Annotated in this window: 20 protein-coding genes; 12 read left to right on the forward strand and 8 right to left on the reverse strand. The window is 67.8% G+C overall.

Annotated elements, in window-relative coordinates; translation table 11 throughout:
- Positions 1–97: 97 nt before the first annotated feature.
- Positions 98–1,246 carry a galactonate dehydratase gene (dgoD, locus tag AC1Z3W_RS33765; protein ID WP_057926637.1) on the forward strand — a complete coding sequence of 383 codons (1,149 nt, stop codon included), beginning with the start codon at positions 98–100 and terminating at the stop codon, positions 1,244–1,246.
- 138 nt (positions 1,247–1,384) lie between these two features.
- On the opposite strand, the gene AC1Z3W_RS33770 is transcribed toward dgoD, so the two are convergent.
- Positions 1,385–2,317, reverse strand: coding sequence for a CopD family protein (locus AC1Z3W_RS33770; RefSeq protein WP_124833649.1), 933 nt, complete (start codon positions 2,315–2,317; stop codon positions 1,385–1,387).
- 377 nt (positions 2,318–2,694) lie between these two features.
- On the opposite strand from AC1Z3W_RS33770, the gene AC1Z3W_RS33775 reads away from it, so the two are divergent.
- The 3 genes from AC1Z3W_RS33775 to AC1Z3W_RS33785 all read left to right on the forward strand — a co-directional run bounded on the left by AC1Z3W_RS33775 (position 2,695) and on the right by AC1Z3W_RS33785 (position 6,354).
- Positions 2,695–3,459, forward strand: coding sequence for a c-type cytochrome (locus tag AC1Z3W_RS33775; protein ID WP_057926635.1), 765 nt, complete (start codon positions 2,695–2,697; stop codon positions 3,457–3,459).
- A 19-nt stretch (positions 3,460–3,478) separates the two neighbouring features.
- On the forward strand, positions 3,479–4,777 hold the full coding sequence (locus AC1Z3W_RS33780; protein WP_057926634.1) for a c-type cytochrome: 1,299 nt from the start codon (positions 3,479–3,481) through the stop codon (positions 4,775–4,777).
- A gap of 128 nt (positions 4,778–4,905) precedes the next feature.
- Positions 4,906–6,354: a DEAD/DEAH box helicase gene (locus tag AC1Z3W_RS33785; protein WP_483509379.1), complete on the forward strand. Its 1,449-nt coding sequence runs from the start codon at positions 4,906–4,908 to the stop codon at positions 6,352–6,354.
- Here AC1Z3W_RS33785 and AC1Z3W_RS33790 read toward each other — a convergent pair.
- From AC1Z3W_RS33790 to AC1Z3W_RS33800, 3 genes are all read right to left on the reverse strand, one after another.
- The gene (locus tag AC1Z3W_RS33790; protein WP_124833647.1) at positions 6,348–6,857 is read right to left on the reverse strand and encodes a hypothetical protein; all 510 of its coding nucleotides are present in this window, start codon (positions 6,855–6,857) and stop codon (positions 6,348–6,350) included. The two genes, AC1Z3W_RS33785 and AC1Z3W_RS33790, sit on opposite strands and share 7 nt — an antisense overlap.
- 66 nt (positions 6,858–6,923) lie before the next feature.
- On the reverse strand, positions 6,924–7,751 hold the full coding sequence (locus AC1Z3W_RS33795) for a ferritin-like domain-containing protein (RefSeq protein ID WP_057926632.1): 828 nt from the start codon (positions 7,749–7,751) through the stop codon (positions 6,924–6,926).
- A gap of 311 nt (positions 7,752–8,062) precedes the next feature.
- Positions 8,063–9,703, reverse strand: a complete 1,641-nt coding sequence (locus AC1Z3W_RS33800) for a gamma-glutamyltransferase family protein (RefSeq protein WP_483509380.1) — start codon at positions 9,701–9,703, stop codon at positions 8,063–8,065.
- 223 nt (positions 9,704–9,926) lie between these two features.
- Between AC1Z3W_RS33800 and AC1Z3W_RS33805 the strand changes: the two genes are divergently transcribed.
- Together AC1Z3W_RS33805 and AC1Z3W_RS33810 are read left to right on the forward strand one after the other, a co-directional pair.
- On the forward strand, positions 9,927–10,706 hold the full coding sequence (locus AC1Z3W_RS33805; protein ID WP_048025981.1) for a DeoR/GlpR family DNA-binding transcription regulator: 780 nt from the start codon (positions 9,927–9,929) through the stop codon (positions 10,704–10,706).
- A gap of 302 nt (positions 10,707–11,008) precedes the next feature.
- A complete protein-coding gene (locus tag AC1Z3W_RS33810; protein WP_057926630.1) occupies positions 11,009–11,206 on the forward strand; it encodes a hypothetical protein in 198 nt (65 codons plus the stop codon).
- 97 nt (positions 11,207–11,303) lie between these two features.
- On the opposite strand, the gene AC1Z3W_RS33815 is transcribed toward AC1Z3W_RS33810, so the two are convergent.
- Positions 11,304–11,672 carry a hypothetical protein gene (locus AC1Z3W_RS33815; protein WP_185734464.1) on the reverse strand — a complete coding sequence of 123 codons (369 nt, stop codon included), beginning with the start codon at positions 11,670–11,672 and terminating at the stop codon, positions 11,304–11,306.
- Positions 11,673–11,836: 164 nt separating this feature from the next.
- Here AC1Z3W_RS33815 and glpD point away from each other — a divergent pair, with 164 nt between their 5' ends.
- The 3 genes from glpD (at position 11,837) to AC1Z3W_RS33830 (ending at position 15,773) form a co-directional block, all read left to right on the forward strand.
- Positions 11,837–13,360, forward strand: coding sequence for a glycerol-3-phosphate dehydrogenase (gene glpD / locus AC1Z3W_RS33820; protein ID WP_124833644.1), 1,524 nt, complete (start codon positions 11,837–11,839; stop codon positions 13,358–13,360).
- A 105-nt stretch (positions 13,361–13,465) separates the two neighbouring features.
- Entirely contained in the window at positions 13,466–14,968 is a 1,503-nt protein-coding gene (glpK, locus tag AC1Z3W_RS33825) for a glycerol kinase GlpK (RefSeq protein WP_057926627.1), read from the forward strand.
- A gap of 88 nt (positions 14,969–15,056) precedes the next feature.
- On the forward strand, positions 15,057–15,773 hold the full coding sequence (locus AC1Z3W_RS33830) for an MIP/aquaporin family protein (RefSeq protein ID WP_057926626.1): 717 nt from the start codon (positions 15,057–15,059) through the stop codon (positions 15,771–15,773).
- A 127-nt stretch (positions 15,774–15,900) separates the two neighbouring features.
- On the opposite strand, the gene AC1Z3W_RS33835 is transcribed toward AC1Z3W_RS33830, so the two are convergent.
- The 3 genes from AC1Z3W_RS33835 to AC1Z3W_RS33845 are packed head-to-tail and all read right to left on the reverse strand — an operon-like array spanning position 15,901 to position 18,586.
- Positions 15,901–17,151, reverse strand: coding sequence for an NAD(P)/FAD-dependent oxidoreductase (locus tag AC1Z3W_RS33835; protein ID WP_483509381.1), 1,251 nt, complete (start codon positions 17,149–17,151; stop codon positions 15,901–15,903).
- A 4-nt stretch (positions 17,152–17,155) separates the two neighbouring features.
- A complete protein-coding gene (locus AC1Z3W_RS33840) occupies positions 17,156–17,464 on the reverse strand; it encodes a non-heme iron oxygenase ferredoxin subunit (protein WP_011657860.1) in 309 nt (102 codons plus the stop codon).
- Positions 17,465–17,500: 36 nt separating this feature from the next.
- Complete coding sequence (locus AC1Z3W_RS33845; protein ID WP_173938495.1) at positions 17,501–18,586, reverse strand: fatty acid desaturase family protein; 1,086 nt, start codon at positions 18,584–18,586, stop codon at positions 17,501–17,503.
- Positions 18,587–18,758: 172 nt separating this feature from the next.
- On the opposite strand from AC1Z3W_RS33845, the gene AC1Z3W_RS33850 reads away from it, so the two are divergent.
- From AC1Z3W_RS33850 to AC1Z3W_RS33860, 3 genes are all read left to right on the forward strand, one after another.
- The gene (locus AC1Z3W_RS33850) at positions 18,759–19,823 is read left to right on the forward strand and encodes a LacI family DNA-binding transcriptional regulator (RefSeq protein WP_483509382.1); all 1,065 of its coding nucleotides are present in this window, start codon (positions 18,759–18,761) and stop codon (positions 19,821–19,823) included.
- Between the two features lie 141 nt (positions 19,824–19,964).
- Positions 19,965–20,999, forward strand: coding sequence for a xylose isomerase (locus AC1Z3W_RS33855; protein ID WP_175825024.1), 1,035 nt, complete (start codon positions 19,965–19,967; stop codon positions 20,997–20,999).
- 35 nt (positions 21,000–21,034) lie between these two features.
- Complete coding sequence (locus AC1Z3W_RS33860) at positions 21,035–21,865, forward strand: TIM barrel protein (RefSeq protein WP_175825023.1); 831 nt, start codon at positions 21,035–21,037, stop codon at positions 21,863–21,865.
- Positions 21,866–21,915 lie beyond the last annotated feature (50 nt).

Below are 21,915 nucleotides of genomic sequence, written 5' to 3' on the forward strand. Positions count from 1 at the left end.
ATACTATTTTTTAGCGGGCTGCGCTAGGATAACCGTCATGCACTGAATCGGCGCGGCATCCGCACGTCCGCGCCGGTCGCCCCTGGAGACTCCCCACATGAAAATCACCCGCCTCGAAACCTTCGTCGTCCCGCCGCGCTGGCTGTTCCTCAAGATCGAAACCGACGAAGGGATCGTCGGCTGGGGCGAGCCGGTCGTCGAGGGCCGCGCGCATACGGTCGAAGCCGCCGTGCACGAACTCGCCGACTATCTGGTCGGCAAGGATCCGCTGCTGATCGAGGATCACTGGCAGGTGATGTACCGCGCCGGCTTCTACCGCGGCGGCCCGATCACGATGAGCGCGATCGCGGGTGTCGACCAGGCGTTGTGGGACATCTTGGGCAAGCATCACGGCGTGCCCGTGCATGCGCTGCTCGGCGGCCAGGTGCGCGACCGCATCAAGGTGTACTCGTGGATCGGCGGCGACCGGCCGAGCGACGTCGCGAACAACGCGCGCGCGGTGGTCGAGCGCGGCTTCAAGGCCGTGAAGATGAACGGCTCCGAGGAGCTGCAGATCGTCGATACCTACGACAAGGTCGAGCAGGTGATCGCGAACGTCGCGGCGGTGCGCGACGCGGTCGGCCCGCATGTCGGGATCGGCGTCGACTTCCACGGCCGCGTGCACAAGCCGATGGCGAAGGTGCTCGCGAAGGAGCTCGATCCGTACAAGCTGATGTTCATCGAGGAGCCGGTACTGTCGGAGAACGCCGAGGCGCTGCGCGACATCGTCAACCAGACCAACACGCCGATCGCGCTCGGCGAGCGGCTCTATTCGCGCTGGGACTTCAAGCACATCCTCGCGGGCGGCTACGTCGACATCATCCAGCCCGACGCATCGCACGCGGGCGGCATCACCGAGTGCCGCAAGATCGCGACGCTCGCGGAAAGCTACGACGTCGCGCTCGCGCTGCACTGCCCGCTCGGCCCGATCGCGCTGGCCGCGTGCCTGCAGCTCGATGCGGTCAGCTACAACGCGTTCATCCAGGAACAGAGCCTCGGCATCCACTACAACCAGGGCAACGACCTGCTGGACTATCTGCGCAACCCCGAGGTGTTCCGCTACGAAGACGGCTTCGTCGCGATCCCGCAGGGCCCGGGGCTCGGCATCGACGTCAACGAGGAGAAGGTGCGTGAAATGGCGAAGACGGGCCACCGCTGGCGTAATCCGGTGTGGCGCCATGCGGACGGCAGCGTCGCCGAGTGGTGACGAAGCCGTGAGCTGACGTGCATTGCGCGCGGGCATGCCGCGCATCGGCTTCGATACGGCCGCCCGACAGGCGGCCGTTTTTGCATCTGCAGCACGCGGCGCGCGGGCGCCCCGCCCTGCGCGGCGCCGAACCGGCCGTCAGCCGAGCGCCGCGAACCCCGGCACGCTGAACGACAGCACGGCAGCCGCGACGAACACGCCGATCATCGTCAGCGCTTCGAGATGCAGGATGTTGCGGAACGTGTGCGCGTCTTCGGTCGACGCGGTGCGGCGCAGGCGCGGCAGCGCGGAGAAGCGGTTCAGCCCGCCGAGCACGAGCGCGAGCGCGACGAGCAGCAGCTTGAGCAGCAGCACGCGCCCCCACGTGCTGCCGTCGAGCGGTGCGAGCGAGCCGCCGAGCCCGCGCAGCGCATTGAGAACGCCCGTGCCGAGCACGAACACGACCGCGATCACCGACGTCCGCGACAATTGCTGGCCGATCCGGATCAGCGCACCGCGCGCGACCGACGAGCCGAGCACCGGCAGCACCGCAAGCCCGCCCGCGAGCACGAGGCCGCCCCACACCGCGGTGGCGAGCAAGTGCAGCGTCTGGACGCCGACCGCCGCGGACAACGGGCCCGTATCGGCCGCATGGCCGAGCGACGCCTTGCCGGCCGCGATCACGATCACCGCGAGCCACAGCACCGCGTGCGCGAGCGGGCCCTCCGGCTTCGCCAGCGCGACGATCGCGAGCACCACGGCACCGGCGAACGCGACGCTCCACGCGAAGCCCGTGTGCGTCTGCGCGAGCATGACGGGAATCGCGGCGAACGCGCCGCCGAGCCCCGCGCCGCTCATCGACGCGGCTTCGTACACCAGCCAGCCGAGATCGGCGAGCACGAGCGCCAGCGCCGCCGCGACCAGCGAATGTTGCGCGCGCAGCCATGCCGGGTGCGACGGTGCGATGACCGGCCGCCCGCCATCCTTGCCGAGCCACGCCTTGAGCAGCGCCGAGCCGACCGCCATCGCGAACGTCGCGTCCATCAATGCCGCGAGCGCGACCTGCCCGATCCACAAGCTGTCGATCCTCATCGCGCGCGCCCTCCCGGGAACGGCTGGCCGGCGGTGCGGCGGCACATGGAACGACAGCGGGAAGACGGCAACGGCACGGTAGGGAACGTCATCGATGAATCCGGAAACGGGAGAAATGACTGGATCTGCGGCGGAGGCGGCGCCGCGCGACCCGCGAGTGTACGGTCTTCGATGGTCAAAGCGCACGCCAGTTCACACTGCAGGTGCACACAGCGCGGCAAATTGTCGCAAGTCGCGAACAGACTGGAACCGATGTCCTTTTGCCAAATAGCCGTCATTACCCATCGATGATAGAATGCCGCGTCGCAGCAGCCCGGCTGTCCTGCCGTCCATGCGCCGAGCCGATCGTAGCCCGGACAGGTCCCCGACGAATAAACATGGAGTCTCGTGTGTCTTCAAGACGCCTCTTCCGTCCGTTGCTTGCCGTTCTGTTGATCGGTGGCGCGGGCCTTACGAGCGCTGCTCAAGCGCAGACCAAGCCCACGGAGCAAGCGCACGCCCAGCAGGCGCCGCTCAAGGCACCCGATACCATGGCCGAGCGCGTGCGCGGCTGTACCGCATGCCACGGCGTTCACGGCCAGGGCACGGACAACGACTATTTCCCGCGGCTTGCCGGCAAGCCGGCGGAGTACCTGTACAACCAGCTCGTCAACTTCCGTGACGGCCGGCGCAAGTACCCGCCGATGAACTACCTGCTGACGTACCTGAACGACGATTACCTGAAAGAGATCGCCGCGCACTTCTCGGCCGAGCGTCCGCCGTACCCGACGCCGGCCAAGCCGACGCTGCCGGCCGCCACGCTCGCGCGCGGCAAGCAGCTCGTCACGCAAGGCGACCCGTCCCGCAAGCTGCCGGCCTGCGTGGCCTGCCACGGCGCAGGGCTGACCGGCATGCAGCCGGCGATCCCGGGCCTCGTCGGCCTGCACGCCGATTACCTGAGCGCACAGCTCGGCGCATGGCGCTCGGGCAACCGCCACGCGAAGGCGCCTGATTGCATGCACGATATCGCGTCGAAGCTGTCGGACGAAGACGTGACGGCCGTGACCGCATGGCTCGCCGCGCAACCGGCGCCCGCCAACCCCGTGCCGGCCCCGGCGCGTTCGATGAAGACTCCGCTCGCCTGCGGCAGCGAACCGCAATAAGGCAAGGGAGACAGACACAATGAAACGCAAGTCCCTGTTTGCACTCTCGGCTGTCGCGATCGTCGCGGCCGCCGCCCTCGTGCCGGTCCTGTGGCCGGGCAACGACACACTGCACGGCGCTGCCGCCGTCGCGGCCACGCCGGCCGACCAGGCCGCGCTGATCAAGAAGGGCGAGTACCTCGCGCGCGTCGGCGACTGTATCGCGTGCCACACCGTGCGCGGCGGCAAGTCGTTCGCGGGCGGCCTGCCGATGGCGACACCGTTCGGCACGATGTACACGCCGAACATCACGCCGGACGACAAGGATGGTATCGGCAAGTGGACGTCGGACGACTTCTACCGCGCGATGCACACCGGCCGTTCGAAGGACGGCAGCCTGCTCTACCCGGGCTTCCCGTTCGCGAGCTACACGAAGGTCACGCGCGCCGATTCGGACGCGATCTACGCGTACCTGCGTTCGGTCCCGCCGGTTTCCGTGCCGAGCCGTCCGCACGAACTGAAGTTCCCGTTCAACAACCGCAACCTGCTGATCGGCTGGCGCACGCTGTTCTTCAAGGAAGGCGAGTACAAGCCGGATCCGACCAAGTCGGTCGAATGGAACCGCGGCGCGTACCTCGTCGAAGGCCTCGGCCACTGCTCGATGTGCCACACGTCGATCAACATGATGGGCGGCCCGGTGACCTCGTCGGCATTCGCAGGCGGCCTGATCCCGCTGCAGAACTGGTATGCGCCGTCTCTGACGAACGACAAGGAACTCGGCCTCGGCGACTGGCACGTGCAGGAGCTGTCCGACCTGCTGCAGGCCGGCGTATCGCAGAAGGGCGCGGTGTTCGGCCCGATGGCGGACGTGGTCCACAACAGCCTGCAGTACATGAGCGACGAAGATACGCGCGCCATGTCGACGTACCTGAAGTCGATCCCGCAGAAGGCTGAAGCGCCGAAGAACATGCAGTACGAGCCGTCGAAGCAGTTCGGCAACGCGCTGTTCGACCAGGGCAAGAAGATCTACGCGGACAACTGCGCGACCTGCCACGCCGAAACCGGCTCGGGCAAGCCGCCGGCCTATCCGCCGCTCGCGGGCAACCATTCGATCGTGATGGAATCGGCAGTCAACCCGATCCGCATGGTGCTGAATGGCGGCTACCCGCCGAGCACGTTCAAGAATCCGCGTCCGTACGGGATGCCGCCGTTCGCACAGTCGCTGTCGAACCAGGAAGTCGCGGCAGTCGTCACGTATATCCGGATGTCGTGGGGCAACAACGGTACGCCGATCTCGCCGCAACAGGTGAGCGACCTGCGTTCCGCGCCGCTTGACTAAATAACGCGCGACACAGACGGGGGCGCGGCTGCGGGAAACCGCAGCCGCGCCCCTTTGCTTTTTGCGACGCCGTTCCCCGCGCGGGCCGCGCGAGGCGTCGCCGATCATAAAACTGAAGAGTGGTATCTATGTCTTTCGAATCTCTCGGCCTGGCCGAACCGCTCGTCAAGGCGGTCAACGAGCTCGGCTACACATCGCCGACCCCCATCCAGCAGCAGGCCATCCCTGCCGTCCTCGGCGGCGGCGACCTGCTCGCCGGCGCACAGACCGGCACCGGCAAGACCGCCGGCTTCACGCTCCCGATCCTGCAGCGCCTGCACACGTTCTACGCCGAGCATCGCGGCGCGAAGCGCGCGGTGCGCGCGCTGATCCTCACGCCGACGCGCGAACTCGCCGCCCAGGTCGAGGAAAGCGTGCGCGCGTACAGCAAGTACCTGAAGCTGCGCTCGACCGTGATGTTCGGCGGCGTCAGCATCAATCCGCAGATCGATGCGCTCAAGCGCGGCGTCGACATCGTCGTCGCGACGCCGGGGCGCCTGCTCGACCACATGCAGCAAAAGACGATCGACCTGTCGGATCTCGACATCCTCGTGCTCGACGAAGCCGACCGGATGCTCGACATGGGCTTCATCCACGACATCAAGCGCGTGCTCGCGAAGCTGCCGCCGCAGCGCCAGAACCTGCTGTTCTCGGCCACCTTCTCCGACGAAATCAAGTCGCTGGCCGACAGTCTGCTCGACTCGCCGGCGCTGATCGAAGTCGCGCGCCGCAACACCACCGCGGAAAGCGTCGCGCAGAAGATCCACCCGGTCGACCGCGATCGCAAGCGCGAGCTGCTCACGCACCTGATCCGCGAACACAACTGGTTCCAGGTGCTCGTGTTCACGCGCACCAAGCACGGCGCGAACCGGCTTGCCGAACAGCTGACGAAGGACGGCATCAGCGCGATGGCGATCCACGGCAACAAGAGCCAGTCGGCCCGCACGCGCGCGCTCGCGGAGTTCAAGAACAGCACGCTGCAGGTGCTGGTCGCGACCGACATCGCCGCACGCGGGATCGATATCGATCAGTTGCCGCACGTCGTCAACTTCGACCTGCCGAACGTGCCGGAAGACTACGTGCACCGGATCGGCCGCACGGGCCGCGCGGGCGCGACCGGCGAAGCCGTGTCGCTCGTGTGCGTCGACGAGAAGCAGTTGCTGCGCGACATCGAGCGGCTGATCAAGCGCGAGATTCCGCAGGAAGTGATCGCGGGCTTCGAGCCCGATCCGAACGTGAAGCCGGAGCCGATCCAGCAGCGCCGCGGGCAGCAGCAACCGCGCGGCGGTGGCGGCGGCGGTGGCGGTGGCAATCGCCAGCCGCGTGCAGGCGGCTCAGGCCAGCCGGCCGCGAAGCGTGATGGCAATGCGCAGCCGAAGGCCGCGAAGGCGGCCAAGCCGCGCACGGCCGGCGGTGCGACCGGCAATGCCGGCGGTGGCGGTCGCCCGTCGAGCGGCAACGGCACGCGCCCCGCGAACGGCAATGCCGCGCACGCGAACCGCAACCGTTCGTCGCGCAGCGGCCAGCGCGGTCACTGAAGCCGCGCGGCCTCGCGCCGCAGGTGCTCGACCTGGCGCTGCCAGCGCGCGAGCACCTCGGCGCGTGCCTGCCCTTCCAGCGCAAACGTGACGCCTGTCGCGAGACGCGCATAGCCGACCCGCTGCGCATCGCCGTGCGCGATCGTCGCAGCGAATCCGGCCAGTCCGCCGAAGTCCCCTTCGAGCGGCTCGATCCTTAGTTGTGCCTGAAAGAATGTGCCGTCCGCGACGAGCGTCAGCGCGGCCGAACGCCGGTGCGCCAGCGCGCGCGCCGCGCGCGATTGCGGCCATAGCGCGAGCAGCAGCGTGTGCGCATCGCGCGCATGGATCTCGCCGACGCTGAGCAGCGTCGTGCGCAGCTGACCGTCGTCGGTCGCGACGATCAGCGACGCGGCGAAGTCGGCGTGGCGTTCGAGGGCGGTGCCGTCGAACAGCGCGACGACGGCCGGCGGCCACGCATCGAACGTCCATTGTTCGAGCGCGTGGCGATGGGAATCGGTCATGATGGCGGCCCCGGTGAAAAGCAGACGATACTGTCGCAGCATACGCGCTGGGCCGCGCGGTGACGATCAGCGCATGAACACGTGCCGCGTGATTTTCGTCAGCGGATAGTGGACGCTCGGCTGGATCTTCGCGGGCAGGTCGAGCGGCTTGAGCAGCATCTTCACGCACATGTCGGCCGACAGGTTGCGCCGCACGAGCGAGCTGATGCGGGCGGCACGCTCGCGGTTGTACTGATTGTCGCCGATGCGATCGGGATAGCGGATCGCGAACACGTGGCGCAGCGCGATCTCCGAATCCTCGTTCTTGATTTCCATCACGCGGCGCATCAGCGCGCCGAGCACCGCGAGCCGGCCGTTGCCTTCGAGCTTGTTGTACTTCTTGAAGAACTTGAAGAAGTGCTTGTAGTGACGCACTTCGTCCGAGCGGATGTTGTCGGTGATCTCCTTCAGCACCGGCTCGTCCGAACATTCGTTGATCGCGCGATAGAGCGTGGCCGTGCCCGTCTCGACGACGCAGCGTGCAACCATCTCGAGCGCGCGAGTCTTCTCGAACGCATCGACCGAGCAGGTCTTCGAATACTCGGCGAAGAAATTCGCGAACGCGGTATCCCAGTCGAACTCGGGCCACACGTGCGCGATGTACGCCTTCAGTGCACGCCCGTGCTGCAGCTCCTCGTGCTCCCATGCATTGTTGAGCCACGCGGAGACTTCCGGATCGTCGTTGAAGAACTCGCTCAGGTTGCTCGTGTAGAGATCCGAGCCGCTTTCGATGAACGACGACGCGCACAGCAGCAACAGCAGATCCTCGTTCGCGGCGGCGCGCTGACGATCGATCCGGTTCAGGTCGATGTCCTCGATACGCCACGGCATGACATGCGTCGTTTCAGTAGGCATGGTGGTGCACTCCCAGTCGTCGCGCGGTCGTGCGGCCGATGCCCTCGGCACAGGCGAGACGCCCGCAGGCGACGTTTTGCTTGCATTTATAGTGAATTGGTCCGGCCGAACCATTCTGGCATCTTAGCCGGACTTGAATGTTCGTGCTTCAAAGCACTGACCATGCCCGACCGGCGCAGTTCCATTGCCCGTATTGCGGTTCGTTAGATGAGTTCTTCGAACCGTTTGCGCGGCATCGACGAAACACGCCGCACCAAACGAAACGGGCGGCCATTCGGCCGCCCGTCGGGTACCACTCTGGAAGCGTTCCGTCAGAACCCGGCCGCGAGACCGTCGCGACGGCTGTCACTCGCGGCCACGTAGCCGCGCTCGGGATCGTCGCGATCGAGGCGCCACACGAACTGCCCCGAGCCGAAATCCATGTAGGGATCGTCGATCGACTTGATCGTATGGCCGCGCGCGGCGAGCCCATCGACCGTCTCGTGCTTCATCGTCGCCTCGACGTCGAGCGTGAAGTCGCGATTGACCTTCCAGCGCGGTGCGTCGCATGCGGCCTGCGGCTGCTGTCCGTAGCCGAGCATCCGCACGACGGTCTGCAGGTGGCCCTGCGGCTGCATGTCGCCGCCCATCACGCCGAAGCTCATCACGGCCTCGGTGCGGCCGTCGACTTCCTCGGTGACGAACGCGGGGATGATCGTATGGAACGGCCGCTTGCCGCCCGCGACGACGTTCGGCGAGCGCGGATCCATCGAGAAGCCGTGCCCGCGGTTCTGCAATGCGATGCCGGTACCGGGCACGACGAGCCCCGAACCGAAGCCCATGTAGTTCGACTGGATGAAGCTCACCATCATCCCGCGCTCGTCGGCTGCCGACAGGTAGATCGTGCCGCCCGAATGCGGCCGGCCCGCGGCGAAGTGCGTCGCGCGCGTGCGATCGATCAGCTTCGCGCGTTCCGCGAGATACGCGTCGTCGAGCATCTGTTCGGGCGTCAGTTCCATCGCGCGCGGATCGGCGACGTAGCGATAGACGTCCGCGAACGCGAGCTTCATCGCCTCGATCTGCAGGTGCTGCGAATCGACCGAATCGACAGGCCATTCGGTCACGCCCGCCTGCTCGGCGATCCCGAGCGCGATCAGCGCGGCGATGCCCTGCCCGTTCGGCGGGATCTCGTGAATCGTGTGGCGGCCGAAGCGCTTGCCGATCGGCTCGACCCATTCCGGCCGGTACGCGCGTAGGTCGGCTTCGGTCAGCGCGCCGCCGCCTTCGCGCGCGAACGCCGCGAGTTGCCCGGCAAGCGCGCCCTCGTAGAATGCGCGCGGGCCGTCCTTCGCGAGCGTGCGCAGCGTCTGCGCGTGGCCCGGCAGGCACATGCGCTCGCCGACGAGCGGCGCACGCCCGCGCGGCATGAAGGTCTCGGCGAAACCCGGCAGCCCCTGCAGCTCGGGCACCGCGGCCGCCCACTTGTGCGCGACGATCGGCGACACCGAATAGCCGCGCTCGGCGATCTCGATCGCCGGTTCGAGCAGGTCCGCAAACGGCAACGAACCGAACTTTGCATGCAGCGCTTCCCAGCCCGCGATCACGCCCGGCACCGTGACGGTATCCCAGCCACGCGTCGGCTTGTTCGCGATGCCGTGCGCGTCCTCGCCGTGACGCTTGCGGAAGTAGTCGGGGTTCCACGCGGCCGGCGCGACACCCGACGCATTCAGCCCGGACAGCCGCTCGCCGTCCCACACGAGCGCGAACGCATCGCCGCCGAGCCCGCACGACACGGGCTCGACCACCGTGATCGCGGCTGCGGCGGCCAGCGCCGCGTCGACGGCATTGCCGCCCTTCCACAGCATCCGCAGCCCGGCCTGCGCGGCGAGCGGGTGCGACGTCGATACGACGTTGCGCGCGAACACCGGAATGCGGGTCGTCGGATACGGGTTGTGCCAGTTGAAGCCAGTCATCGGTTTCCCCTCGTCGAAAGCTGAATGAACGCGCCGGACGCACGATCGGCGTGCGCGGACAGTCCGCCATTGCAGCGCGATCCGTGCGATCGCGCAAATTCATTTGTCACATGAATCCATGCGCTTTCCGCATGAATTCCGGGCAACCGCGCGCCGCACGCCGGCCGAACGGCCTTCCCACCCTTACAATACCCGCTCCGCTTCACGATCCGACCGCCGAGCCATGACCCGAGATCCCCGCCTCACCCTCAACGCGCGCCAGCAGGAATTGCTCGAATGGGTGCAGCGCGACGGCTTCGTGACCGTCGACGATCTCGCCGCGCACTTCGCGGTCACGCCGCAGACGATCCGCCGCGACGTGAACTGGCTCGCCGACCTGAACCTGCTGCGCCGCTACCACGGCGGCGCGAGCCTGCCGACCAGCTCGGAGAACGTGTCGTACACCGCGCGCCAGCGGATGTTCCACGACGAGAAGCGGCGCATCGCGGCGCTGGCAGCGTCACACATCCCCGACCAGGCGTCGCTGTTCATCAACCTCGGCACGACGACCGAGGAAGTCGCGCGCGCGCTGAACCGCCATCACGGGCTGCACGTGATCACGAACAACCTGAACGTCGCGTCGATGATGAGCGGCTATCCCGACTGCGAGGTGCTGATCACGGGCGGCATCGTGCGGCCGTGGGACAAGGGCATCGTCGGCGAGCTCGCGATCGACTTCATCCGGCAGTTCAAGGTCGACTACGCGATCATCGGCACGTCGGCGATTGAGGCCGACGGCACGCTGCGCGACTTCGACACGCGCGAGGTGCGCGTGGCCGAGGCGATCATGCAGCATGCGCGCACGGTCTACCTCGTCGCCGACCATTCGAAGGTCGGCCGCCCGGCGCTGGTGCGCCAGGGGCACCTGAGCCAGGTCCATGCGCTTTTCACCGACAAGCCGCTGCCACCGGAGATGGCGGACGCGGTAGCCGCCGCGGGCACCCAGGTGTACGTCGCGGAATGACGTTTGCGATGCTGCACCGCACCTGAAACTTCAAGTGAAATCAAGAAGTTGGCGCAACGACCGAACCGCTAGCGGCTGGCGTGCCTGTCAAACTGAAAATTAACGGGGCACGATTTGTCGTTGCCCGCGCGCTCGACTAGACTCCAGTTCCCCGGCCCGTTCGCCCGATCCGCCTGTGCCAAGGCGTGTGCGAATCCCAAGGCCGGCGAATACAGCTTTCCCCCCAAGCCATACCCTCCGGGGTATCGCGCACCGGCGTTTGCGCCGGCGGCGCGGGCAAACCGATTGCCATGGAGAGAACGATGCTGAGTCCGCATGAATTCGCCACGCTACTGCTTGTGAAGGATGCCCCCGATCACGGCGACATGGATCGGGACGAAATCGACGCACTGCTCGAACAGCAGCTCGTCCGACTGGAAGCGCTCGGCTCGGGACGCAAATACTGCGTGACCGAGACCGGCGACGCCGCACTGCGATCCATCAAGTACCGCTATTCCTGAAGTACCGCTGTTCCTGACCTGAGCGCGCCGGCCGGATTTCCGGCCGCGCCGCTTCTCCCGCTTTTCCCGCTTTTCCCGCCTCCCGCAGCTTCCCGCGTCAGCCGCCGCGCAGCGTCGGATCGACCGCGGCCCGCCAGCTGACGGCCTGCGCGCGTGCGCCGTTGAAATACGCGACCCATCCGGTGCGCCCCGCCGCGTCGGGCGCCGCATAGTGCGCTGAAAGTTCGTTTACGAACGCGCAATAGTTCGCTTCCGTCAGCCCGCGGTACCGTTTCGCCACGTACGCGTCGTACAGCGTCGAATAGACCGGCTGCGCGTCCGCGCCCCAGTCGCGCGTGGTGCCGCCGCACGACGTCTGCAGGTCGACGAACGACGGCGCGCGCCAGTTGCCGGCAAGCGGCGGCGTGCCGGTGCCGCACCCTGCCAGAACGACGGCGCACGCGCCGGCCCACATCCCAATACGCATGATTCACCTCGCGAAACGGTCGATTCCGCCAGTATCGTCCGGGATCGCGCCGTGCGCTACTGGCCCCGCTTTTTTCGAACTTTACTTTTTCGATTTCGTTCGTTAAATTTCGAATTAGAACATTTTATGTTCACCCATTTTCATCAGACGATAAGGACAGCAGGGTGACCCAACCGAATCGCTACGATCTGCTCGTCGTCGGCGGCGGCATCAACGGCGCGGGCATCGCGCGCGATGCGGCCGGCCGCGGCCTGTCGGTCCTGCTCTGCGAGCAGGACGACCTCGCGTCGCACACGTCGTCGTCCAGCACGAAGCTGATTCACGGCGGCCTGCGCTATCTCGAGTACAACGAATTCGGCCTCGTCCGCAAAGCGCTGCAGGAGCGCGAAACGCTGCTGCGCGCGGCGCCGCACATCATGTGGCCACTGCGCTTCGTGATGCCGCACATGCCCAACCTGCGGCCGGCCTGGCTGATCCGCATCGGCCTGTTCCTCTACGATCACCTCGCGAAACGCGAACTGCTGCCCGGCTCGCGCGGCATCGACATGCGCCGCCATGCGGCCGGCGCGCCGCTGATCGACTCGATCAAGCGCGGCTTCGTGTATTCGGACGGCTGGGTCGACGATGCGCGCCTCGTCGTGCTGAACGCGCTCGATGCGAAGGAGCGCGGCGCCGAGATCCTCACGCGCACGAAGCTCGTGTCGGCGGTGCGCCACGGCGACGAATGGGAAGCGCGGCTGCAGCATGCGGACGGCTCGATCCGCGTCGTCCGGGCGCGCGCCGTCGCGAACGCGGCCGGCCCGTGGGTCGGCGACGTGCTGCACGGCGCGCTCGGCCGCGGCGCGCAGCACAGCGTGCGGCTCGTGAAGGGCAGCCACATCATCACGCGACGCCTGTTCGATCACGATCATGCGTACATCTTCCAGAACCCGGACAAGCGGATCATCTTCGCGATTCCGTACGAGCACGACTTCACGCTGATCGGCACGACCGACGTCGAATACACGAACGATCCCGCGAAGGTCGCGATCGATCGCGACGAGACGCAGTATCTGTGCGATTCGATCAACCGCTACTTCAAGCGCAAGATCTCGCCGGCCGACGTGCACTGGACCTATTCGGGCGTGCGCCCGCTGCTCGAAGACGAAAACGCGGCGAATGCATCGGCCGTCACGCGCGACTACCGCCTCGAGATGGACGACGGCGCCGGCGCGCCGCTGCTGTCGGTGTTCGGCGGCAAGATCACGACCTTCCGCAAGCTCGCGGAAGAAGCCGGCGACCTGCTGTGCCGCGCCCTCGGCCGCGACGCGCAAACCTGGACGGCCGGCGTACCGCTGCCGGGCGGCGACATCGCCGATGCGAAGTTCGACGTGTTCGCCGACGCGTTCGCGAAACGCCATCCGTGGCTGCCCGCCGCGCTCGCGCGCCGCCATGCGCGTGCGTACGGCACGCGCGCGGAGCGCGTGGTCGACGGCGCGAAGTCGCTCGCCGATCTCGGCCCCGAGATCGCGCCGGGCATCCACGACGCCGAACTGCGCTACCTGCGCGACGTCGAATGGGCCACCTGCGCGCAGGACGTGCTGTGGCGCCGCTCGAAGCTCGGCCTGCACGTCGCGCCAGGCACGCTCGATGCCGTGACGGCCGCGCTCGACGCGTGGTTCGCCGCCGCGCATGCGCCGCACGCATGATCCGTTTGCAGTTGCAGTTGTCTTACCGATGTTGATTCACCGACGCGCCGCGCAACATGCGGCGCGCATCACAACTACGCCAATCCACGGATGGAGATGAGAGACATGCAGGACCAGTACATCCTCGCGCTTGACCAGGGCACGACGAGCTCCCGCGCAATGCTGTTCGATCGCCAGGGCAACATCGTGTCGATCGCCCAGAAGGAATTCGAACAGATCTACCCGCAACCCGGCTGGGTCGAGCACGACCCGCAGGAAATCTGGTCGACGCAGGCGGGCGTCGCCGCCGAAGCCGTAACGCGCACCGGCCTGAACGGCACGTCGATCGCCGCGATCGGCATCACCAACCAGCGCGAGACGACGATCGTCTGGGATCGCGAGACGGGCCAGCCCGTCTACAACGCGATCGTCTGGCAGGATCGCCGCACCGCCGACTTCTGCGATTCGCTGAAGAAGCAGGGCCTCGAGGCGAAGGTGCGCGCGAAGACCGGCCTGCCGATCGACTCGTACTTCTCCGCGACCAAGATCCGCTGGATCCTCGACAACGTGCCGGGCGCGCGCGACAAGGCACGCCAGGGCAAGCTCGCCTTCGGCACCGTCGACAGCTGGCTCGTGTGGAACTTCACGAAGCACGAGCTGCACGTGACCGACGTGACGAACGCATCGCGCACGATGCTGTTCAACATCCACACGCGCGAGTGGGACAGCGAGCTGCTCGAACTGCTCGACATCCCGCGCAGCATGCTGCCGGACGTGAAGGCGTCGTCGGAAATCTACGGCCACACGAAGACCACGGTGTTCGCATCCAAGATCCCGCTCGCGGGCATCGCCGGCGACCAGCACGCGGCGCTGTTCGGCCAGATGTGCACGACGTCGGGCATGGTGAAGAACACCTACGGCACCGGCTGCTTCCTGATGATGAACACCGGCGACAAGCCGATCGAGTCGAAGAACAACCTCGTCACGACGATCGCCTGGCAGATCGGCGACGACGTGCAGTACGCGCTCGAAGGCAGCATCTTCATCGCGGGCGCGGTCGTGCAATGGCTGCGCGACGGCGTCGGCATCATCAAGTCGGCCGCCGAAATCGAAGCGCTCGCCGCGAGCGTGCCGCACACCGACGGCGTCTATCTGGTGCCGGCCTTCGCCGGCCTCGGCGCGCCGCACTGGAACGCACGGGCGCGCGGCTCGGTGTTCGGCGTCACGCGCGGCACGACGTCCGCGCACCTCGCGCGCGCGGCGCTCGACGCAATCGCCTATCAGTCGCTCGACGTGCTCGCCGCGATGGAAGCCGACTCGGGCATCAGCATCGGCGAGCTGCGCGTCGACGGCGGCGCAAGTGCGAACGACCTGCTGATGCAGTTCCAGGCCGACCTGCTCGGTGTCGACGCGGTGCGTCCGCAGATCACCGAGACGACCGCGCTCGGCGCGGCCTACCTCGCGGGCCTCGCGATCGGCTACTGGAAGAACCTCGACGAATTGCGCAGCCAGTGGCAGCTCGATCGCCGCTTCTCGCCGTCGATGCCGAAGGAGCAGGTCGAGCGCTGCATGGCCGGCTGGCAGCGCGCGGTGCGCGCCGCCAAGGCGTGGGCCGACGACGCGCAGTAACCCCCGCATTCACCCCTAGCAATCCGAACGAAATAAAACAATACCGGCGGACCGCAACGCGAGTCCGCCGTCATCTACGAGAGACAACATGTCACCTTATATTGCGGAATTCATCGGCACGGCGATCCTCGTGCTGCTGGGCAACGGCGCGGTCGCAAACGTGCTGCTTGCGAAGACCAAGGGCAAAGGCGCGGACCTCATCGTGATCGTCATGGGCTGGGCGATGGCGGTGTTCGTCGCCGTCTACGTGACCGCATCGTTCAGCGGCGCGCACCTGAATCCGATCGTCACGATCAGCCTCGCGCTCGCGGGCAAGTTCGCATGGTCGAAGGTCGGCGGCTACATCCTCGCTCAGATGCTCGGCGGAATGGCCGGCGCGTTGCTCGTGTGGCTCGCGTACCGCCAGCACTTCGCGAAGGAAGTCGATGCGGACCTGAAGCTCGCGGTGTTCTGCACGGCGCCCGCGATCCGCAGCGTCACGCACAACGTGCTGACCGAAGCGATCTGCACGTTCGTGCTGATCCTCGGCGTGCTGTACCTCGCGTCGCCGCAGGTCGGCCTCGGCGCGCTCGACGCGCTGCCCGTCGGCCTGCTCGTGCTCGGCATCGGCATCTCGCTCGGCGGCCCGACCGGCTATGCGATGAGCCCGGCGCGCGACCTGTCGCCGCGCATCATGCATGCGCTGCTGCCGATTCCCGGCAAGCGCGACAGCGACTGGCGCTACGCGTGGGTGCCGGTAATCGGCCCGCTGCTCGGCGGCGCTGCGGCTGCCGGCCTGTATCTGCATCTGCATACGATGGCCTGATCGCGGTTTCATTCGAGCGCGGACTCATGCTCGGACTCGAGCGCGCGGCGGCAGTTGCCGCGCGCTTTCGATCCTTCCGCCCTCTCACGCTTCGCACGATCGCCGCCACACCTGTAGCGCACCGCCGCTAGCGATCGCCCGCCGACGACACCAGCGACTTCAGCTTCACCCCAGCATCCGCGACCGCGGCCGGACTCACGCCGATCCCGCGCTCGACCAGCATGCGCGCGACGCGCATCTCCTTCACGAATCCCGACGCACGGCCGAAGCCGCTCGCCGCGACGAGCCGCTCGCCGGCATCGAAGTGGAAATGGATCTCCGCGTCGTCGCCGAGCACGCGCGCGACCGTCCGCTCGCCCAGCGCCGGTTCGCCGGCCACCTGCAACTGCGCGTCGTATTGATCGGACCAGAACCACGGCATCTCGCGATACGGTTCGTCGGCACCGAGCATGTTGCGGGCGGCGACGCGCGCCTGCGTTTCGGCGCCATGCCAGGTTTCCTGACGCACGAGCCGCCCCGACGCCCTGCTCGGAAACACCGCGACATCGCCGGCCGCATAGATGCCGCGCGCCGACGTCTCGAGCCGCGCGTTCACGACGATCCCGCGCTCGACGGCAAGACCCGCGTCGCGCGCCAGTTCGTCGGCCGGTTCGATCCCGATGCCGGCGACCACCGTATCGGCGATCAGCGTGTCGCCGTCGTCGAGCACGACGGCCAGCGCACCGTCCGGCGTGCGCTCGATCGCGACGGGCCGGCGGTTCAGGCCGATTGCGACGCCGCGCTGCACATGCAGCGCATGCACGCGTGCCGCGATCGCCGCCGGCACCGCACGCCCGAGCAGGCGCGGCGCCGCATCGAGCACGGTCACGCGGCAGCCGCGCGAGCGCGCCGACGCCGCGACTTCGAGACCGATGAAGCCGCCACCGATCAGCACGACCCGCGCATCGGGCACGAGCCGCGCGCCAAGCGCCGCCGCATCGTCGAGCGTGCGCAATGCGAATACGCCGTCGAGTTCCGCGCCCGGAATCGCGAGGCGGCGCGCGCGGCCGCCGGTCGCGAGCAGCAGCGCGTCGTAGTCGAATCCGCGGCCGCCCGATACATGCACCGCGCGCGCAACCGGATCGATCCGCTCGACCGTCCCGACGATCGGCTCGATGCCGTCGGCGTGCCACGCATCCGGATCGCGCAGCCCGCATTGCGCGGCGCTGCGTTCGCCGGTCAGCACGCCCTTCGACAGCGGCGGCCGCTCGTACGGCAGGTGCGCCTCCGCGCCGATCAGCACGATCCGCCCGCGCCAGCCGCCCTCGCGCAGCACCTGCGCCGCGCGCCCGCCCGCATGGCCCGCGCCGACGATCGCCATCACCCGGTCGTTCGCCATCGCGTCACACCTCGATCAGGATGCGGCCGTCCTCGACCTTCGCGCGGTAGGTGCGCAGCTTCTCGCAGGCGGGTGCCGACAGCGCCCGGCCGTCGCGCACGTCGAAGCGCCCGTTGTGCTTCGGGCATTCGATCACGTGGTCGATCACGAGCCCGTCCGCGAGATGCACGTGCTCGTGCGTGCACAGTCCGTCGCTCGCATACACATTCCCGTCGATCCGGTAGATCGCGTACGTGCGGCCGTCGTGGTCGAAGCGGGCGACGTCCTCGTCGTCGATGTCGTCGAGGGCGCCGGTGTCGATCCATTGCGTCATGATGCGTGTCTCCTTGGTTGGAAGGTTCGATGCCGGTCAAGCACGCGCCGTGTCCGGCACCGGCCGCACAACGTAATGGGACGGATCGCGCGTCTGCCGGACGAGCGCCGGCACGATCTCCGCATACGCGGCCAGCGTGCTGCTGTACGGCGGCGGCATGTCGGCCTTCACGGCGTCATGCAGCTTCGGCAGCGCGTGGAACGGCACCATCGGGAACATGTGGTGTTCGACGTGGTAGTTCATGTTCCAGTACAGGAAGCGGAACACCGGATTCATCATCACGGTCCGGCAGTTGCGCCGGTGATCGAGCACGTTCTCCGGCATGCCCGCATGCTGCGTGAGGCCGAAGTACAGGTACAGCCACGCGCCGTAGAGGCTCGGCAGCCCGATGTACAGCAGCGGCAGGATCGTGCGCGAGTACAGCGCCGCGCCGATCGCGAGTGCATAAACGGTCAGATGAATGCGCGCCTCGCGCACGGCCTTCGGCCACGCCGATTCGGGCACGTAGGTGCGCTCCTCGTCGTCGAGCCGGCCAGCGAACGCGAGCATGACCATCTTGCGCAGTTCGCCCGCCACATGCTTGAGCGCGATCACGTTCAGCACGAGCCCGAGCCAGTCGGTCGGCTTCGGCGCGGCGATCTCCGGATCGCGCCCGACGACAAGCGTGTCGGTGTGATGGCGCGCGTGGCTCCAGCGCCATACCGTCGCGCGGCGGAACACCTGGAACGACGCGACCTGATACAGCACGTCGTTCATCCAGCGCGTGCGGAACGCGGTGCCGTGCCCGCATTCGTGCCAGCGCGAGTCGGCCGGGCTGCAGTACAGCGTGCCGTACACGAAGAACGCGAGAATCGCCCACGCGGAATGCGCACGCCATGCGAGCCACGCGAGCACGCCGCTCGCGACGATCGCCGCGTACCAGATCAGCGTGTCGCGGATCGCGCGCGCATCGTCGCGCTGCATCAGTTGCTTCATCAGCGGTCGCGACACCGGGCACCGGTACCACTCGGCGTTGACTAGCCCCGCGGCCTGCGCGCGCTCGCCGGCGCCGCCGATCATTCGGTATTCCTGACGGCGCGCCGCCGCGGTGCGATCGTGCGCCTGGTCGTCCGGATGGGCCACGCGTGTCTCCTGGTTTTTCGTTTGCGGGAAGCGCGTCGAGCGCTGCGTCATGCATTGAAAATTAGGCGACGGCCATGGCCCGCTCAATCGAAACGTTGACGAAATTTCGCCATCGCTTTAGCGTTCCGGACAGCGCCACGCACCGATGGCGACGACCAACATGGAGACGACCATGACCGACCCGTCCGGGCCGCGCTGGCGCAAGCGCACGGCGCGCTTCGACGAGATCGCAGCGCTCGCCGGGGTCAGCACGACCACCGTCGACCGCGTGCTGAACGAGCGCGGCAGCGTGTCCGCGCAGGCGCGCGAGCGCGTGGTCGCGGCCGCACGCCAGCTCGGCGTGCCGCGCCAGCTGCCCGACACGCGGCACGGGCTGCTCCACGTCGACGTGCTGCTGCCGGACACCGACGCGCCGTTCTTCCGGCGGCTGCAGCAGGCGCTGCAGCGCTCGCTGCAGATGCTCGACCGGCGCGTGGTCGTGCACCGGACCATCCTGCCCGCCGCGGACGACGAGCGCGCCGCCGCACTGATTGAACGGCCCGCCTACCGGCGCGCGGCGCTGATCGTCACCGCGCGCGACACGCCGCGCGTGCGCGACGCGCTGGCCGGCGCGATCGCGCGCGGCGAGACCGTCGTCACGATGGTCACCGACATCGGCGGCGTCGACCGCGTGCACTACGCGGGCATCGACAACTACCGCGCCGGGCGCACGGCCGGCTACTACATCGGCCGCCTCGCGACACGCCCCGGCCGCGTGCTGCTGCTGGGCGGACGCATGGGCTACCGTGCGCATGCCGACCGGATGGCCGGCTGCGTCGATCAACTGAAGGAGGCATTCGCCGGCCTCGGCTGCGACGATGCACCGGTCGAAACGCTCGACCAGGACGACCGCTGCTACCGCGCGGTCACGAACGCGCTGCACCGGTACGACGATATCGTCGGGATCTACAACAGCGGCGCGGGCTCCGCCGGTATCGAGGCGGCGCTGCGCAAGGCGGGCGCGGCCGGACGCGTCGTCTGGATCGGGCACGAGATGATCGACCTGCATCGCACCTATATCGAAGCCGGCTCGATGGACATCGCGATCGACCAGGATCCGGACGGCCAGGCGATTTCCGCGCTGCAGCACGTGCTGCATGCGTGCGGCATCGTCGAACGACTGCCGCCGGGCGACCCGGTCGAATTCCGCGTGTTCTGCTCGGCCAACGTACGCACCAGCGCGTACCTGCAGGCCTGACGCTCGCCGTGCATCGCGCGGCTGCGCATCGCGAAAAAATCGACCGCCGCATTGGCGATTTTTCGTCAACGTTTGTCATGCATGCCGCGCGGCACGTCCGTACATTTGGCAGCCATCCAGAACCAGAACGGACGGGAGACGATGGCTGAAGCGATCCTCATCGGCGCAAACCTCGACGGCGTGCTCGAACACGACGGCCTGCCGCTGCCCACGCCCGCCGAGCGGTTCCGGATGATCGCCGGCGCCGGCGTGTTCGACTATGTCGAGAAGAACCCGGTGCGCGGCGAGGATCTCGCGCCGTATTTCGCGCTCGTCGACCGGCATGCGCTGCCGATTCGCGTGATCGGCGGCATCTGGTGCGCGGGCCGTGACGAAACGCACGTCGCCGAGATCGTCGACGCCGGCGCAAAGTTCGGCAGCACGGTGCTCAACTGCCAGCTGTACGCGCACCACGCGGACGGCCATCCGCTGTCGGACCGCGAAGTCGCCGACTTCTACCTGCGTGCATACGAACGCGGCGAGCCCGTCGGCTGCCTGCCGAGCCTCGAAGTGCACGTCGACATGTGGAGCGAAGATGTCCTGCGAATCGCGCGCGTCGCGCAATGCGTCGAGCAGGCCGGCGTGCCGTTCCGGATCACGCTCGACCATTCGCACCTGCTGTTCAAGATCGGCAATCGCGCCGAACTCGACGCGTCGAACCTGCGCGGGCCGGCCGACGGCGCGCACCGCCTGCTCGACCCGGCGTCACGGTCGGCCGTCTACGCCGACTGGATCGCACGCGGCTGGGTCCGGCACGCGCATGCGCGCAGCGTGATTCCGAACAATCCGGAGAACCGCTGGATGCGCCGCGCTGACGGCCGGCCCGGCCGCGGAATCCAGTACCCGTTCGTCGAACCGGCGCCGGGCGCCTATCACGGCGAATGGCGCGCAGCGCCGCTCGACACGTGGAAGACGGCGCTGCGGCACCTGCTGCAGTGGCAGGTGCACGCGCGGCCGACACGGCTCGAGCAGATCAGCTGCGAGTTCATCCCGTTTCCGGACTACGGCGGCGGCGCCCGCTATTCGATCTTCGAGAACAACGTCGCGTGCGCGCAATGGCTGCGCGACACCTGGCGCGCGCTCGCCGCGGACCCGCCCGACACGCCGGCCGGCAGCAGCGCGCGCAGCTTCACCTGATTCGCCCGCCCCGCTCGAGACCTGAGGACAGAACGATGACGCAACGAGCCTTTCACTTTTCGCTGAACCGGATGAGCGCGCCGCGCCTGCCGCTCGACCGCTATGTCGCGCTGTGCCGCAGGCTCGGCGTCGACGCGATCGAGATCCGCAACGATCTCGACGGCGTCGAGATCACCGACGGCACGCCGGCTTCGGCCGTGCGCGCGACGGCCGAAGCCGGCGGCGTGACGATCCTGACGATCAACGCGCTGCAGCGCTTCGAGCAATGGAATGCCGAGCGCGCGGACGAAGCGACCCTGCTCGCCGACTACGCCGCGCAATGCGGTGCGCGCGCACTGGTGCTGTGCCCGACCAACAGCCGCGGCGACACGCGCGACGCCGACGCGCGCCACGCCGATCTCGTGAAGGCGCTGAAGGCACTCAAGCCGATCCTCGACGCGCGCAGCCTCCTCGGCTTCATCGAGCCGCTCGGCTTCGAGGAATGCGCGCTGCGCCGCAAGTCGGACGCGGTGAAGGGCATCTACGCCGCGGCCGGCGAACAGGTATTCCGGCTCGTGCACGACACGTTCCATCACCACCTGTCGGGCGAAAACATCTTCTTCCCGAACCTGACGGGCCTCGTGCACATCTCGGGTGTCGAGGAAAGCGACCTGCCGGTCGACCGGATGCGCGACGGCCATCGCGTACTGATCGGCGGCGCCGACCGGCTCGGCAACGTCCGGCAGCTGCGCGAGCTGCTCGCGCGCGGCTATCACGGGGCATTCTCGTTCGAGCCGTTCGCGAACGAGATCGCCGAAGCGGATGACATCGAAGACCGGCTGCGCGCCAGCATCGATTACCTGCGCGGCGAGCTCGCGGCTCGCTGAGCGCCGCGGCGGCGCGTACAGCCTGTCGACGCGCATGCTGCTCCATGCGA

This window comes from Burkholderia sp. 10_S31, from assembly GCF_056930375.1.

Bases quoted from the DNA above. Each gene is read 5' to 3' on its own strand.
- dgoD (WP_057926637.1), top strand. From the start codon at position 98: ATGAAAATCACCCGCCTCGAAACCTTCGTCGTCCCGCCGCGCTGGCTG.
- AC1Z3W_RS33770 (WP_124833649.1), bottom strand. From the start codon at position 2,317: ATGAGGATCGACAGCTTGTGGATCGGGCAGGTCGCGCTCGCGGCATTG.
- AC1Z3W_RS33775 (WP_057926635.1), top strand. From the start codon at position 2,695: ATGGAGTCTCGTGTGTCTTCAAGACGCCTCTTCCGTCCGTTGCTTGCC.
- AC1Z3W_RS33780 (WP_057926634.1), top strand. From the start codon at position 3,479: ATGAAACGCAAGTCCCTGTTTGCACTCTCGGCTGTCGCGATCGTCGCG.
- AC1Z3W_RS33785 (WP_483509379.1), top strand. From the start codon at position 4,906: ATGTCTTTCGAATCTCTCGGCCTGGCCGAACCGCTCGTCAAGGCGGTC.
- AC1Z3W_RS33790 (WP_124833647.1), bottom strand. From the start codon at position 6,857: ATGACCGATTCCCATCGCCACGCGCTCGAACAATGGACGTTCGATGCG.
- AC1Z3W_RS33795 (WP_057926632.1), bottom strand. From the start codon at position 7,751: ATGCCTACTGAAACGACGCATGTCATGCCGTGGCGTATCGAGGACATC.
- AC1Z3W_RS33800 (WP_483509380.1), bottom strand. From the start codon at position 9,703: ATGACTGGCTTCAACTGGCACAACCCGTATCCGACGACCCGCATTCCG.
- AC1Z3W_RS33805 (WP_048025981.1), top strand. From the start codon at position 9,927: ATGACCCGAGATCCCCGCCTCACCCTCAACGCGCGCCAGCAGGAATTG.
- AC1Z3W_RS33810 (WP_057926630.1), top strand. From the start codon at position 11,009: ATGCTGAGTCCGCATGAATTCGCCACGCTACTGCTTGTGAAGGATGCC.
- AC1Z3W_RS33815 (WP_185734464.1), bottom strand. From the start codon at position 11,672: ATGCGTATTGGGATGTGGGCCGGCGCGTGCGCCGTCGTTCTGGCAGGG.
- glpK (WP_057926627.1), top strand. From the start codon at position 13,466: ATGCAGGACCAGTACATCCTCGCGCTTGACCAGGGCACGACGAGCTCC.
- AC1Z3W_RS33830 (WP_057926626.1), top strand. From the start codon at position 15,057: ATGTCACCTTATATTGCGGAATTCATCGGCACGGCGATCCTCGTGCTG.
- AC1Z3W_RS33835 (WP_483509381.1), bottom strand. From the start codon at position 17,151: ATGGCGAACGACCGGGTGATGGCGATCGTCGGCGCGGGCCATGCGGGC.
- AC1Z3W_RS33840 (WP_011657860.1), bottom strand. From the start codon at position 17,464: ATGACGCAATGGATCGACACCGGCGCCCTCGACGACATCGACGACGAG.
- AC1Z3W_RS33850 (WP_483509382.1), top strand. From the start codon at position 18,759: ATGACCGACCCGTCCGGGCCGCGCTGGCGCAAGCGCACGGCGCGCTTC.
- AC1Z3W_RS33855 (WP_175825024.1), top strand. From the start codon at position 19,965: ATGGCTGAAGCGATCCTCATCGGCGCAAACCTCGACGGCGTGCTCGAA.
- AC1Z3W_RS33860 (WP_175825023.1), top strand. From the start codon at position 21,035: ATGACGCAACGAGCCTTTCACTTTTCGCTGAACCGGATGAGCGCGCCG.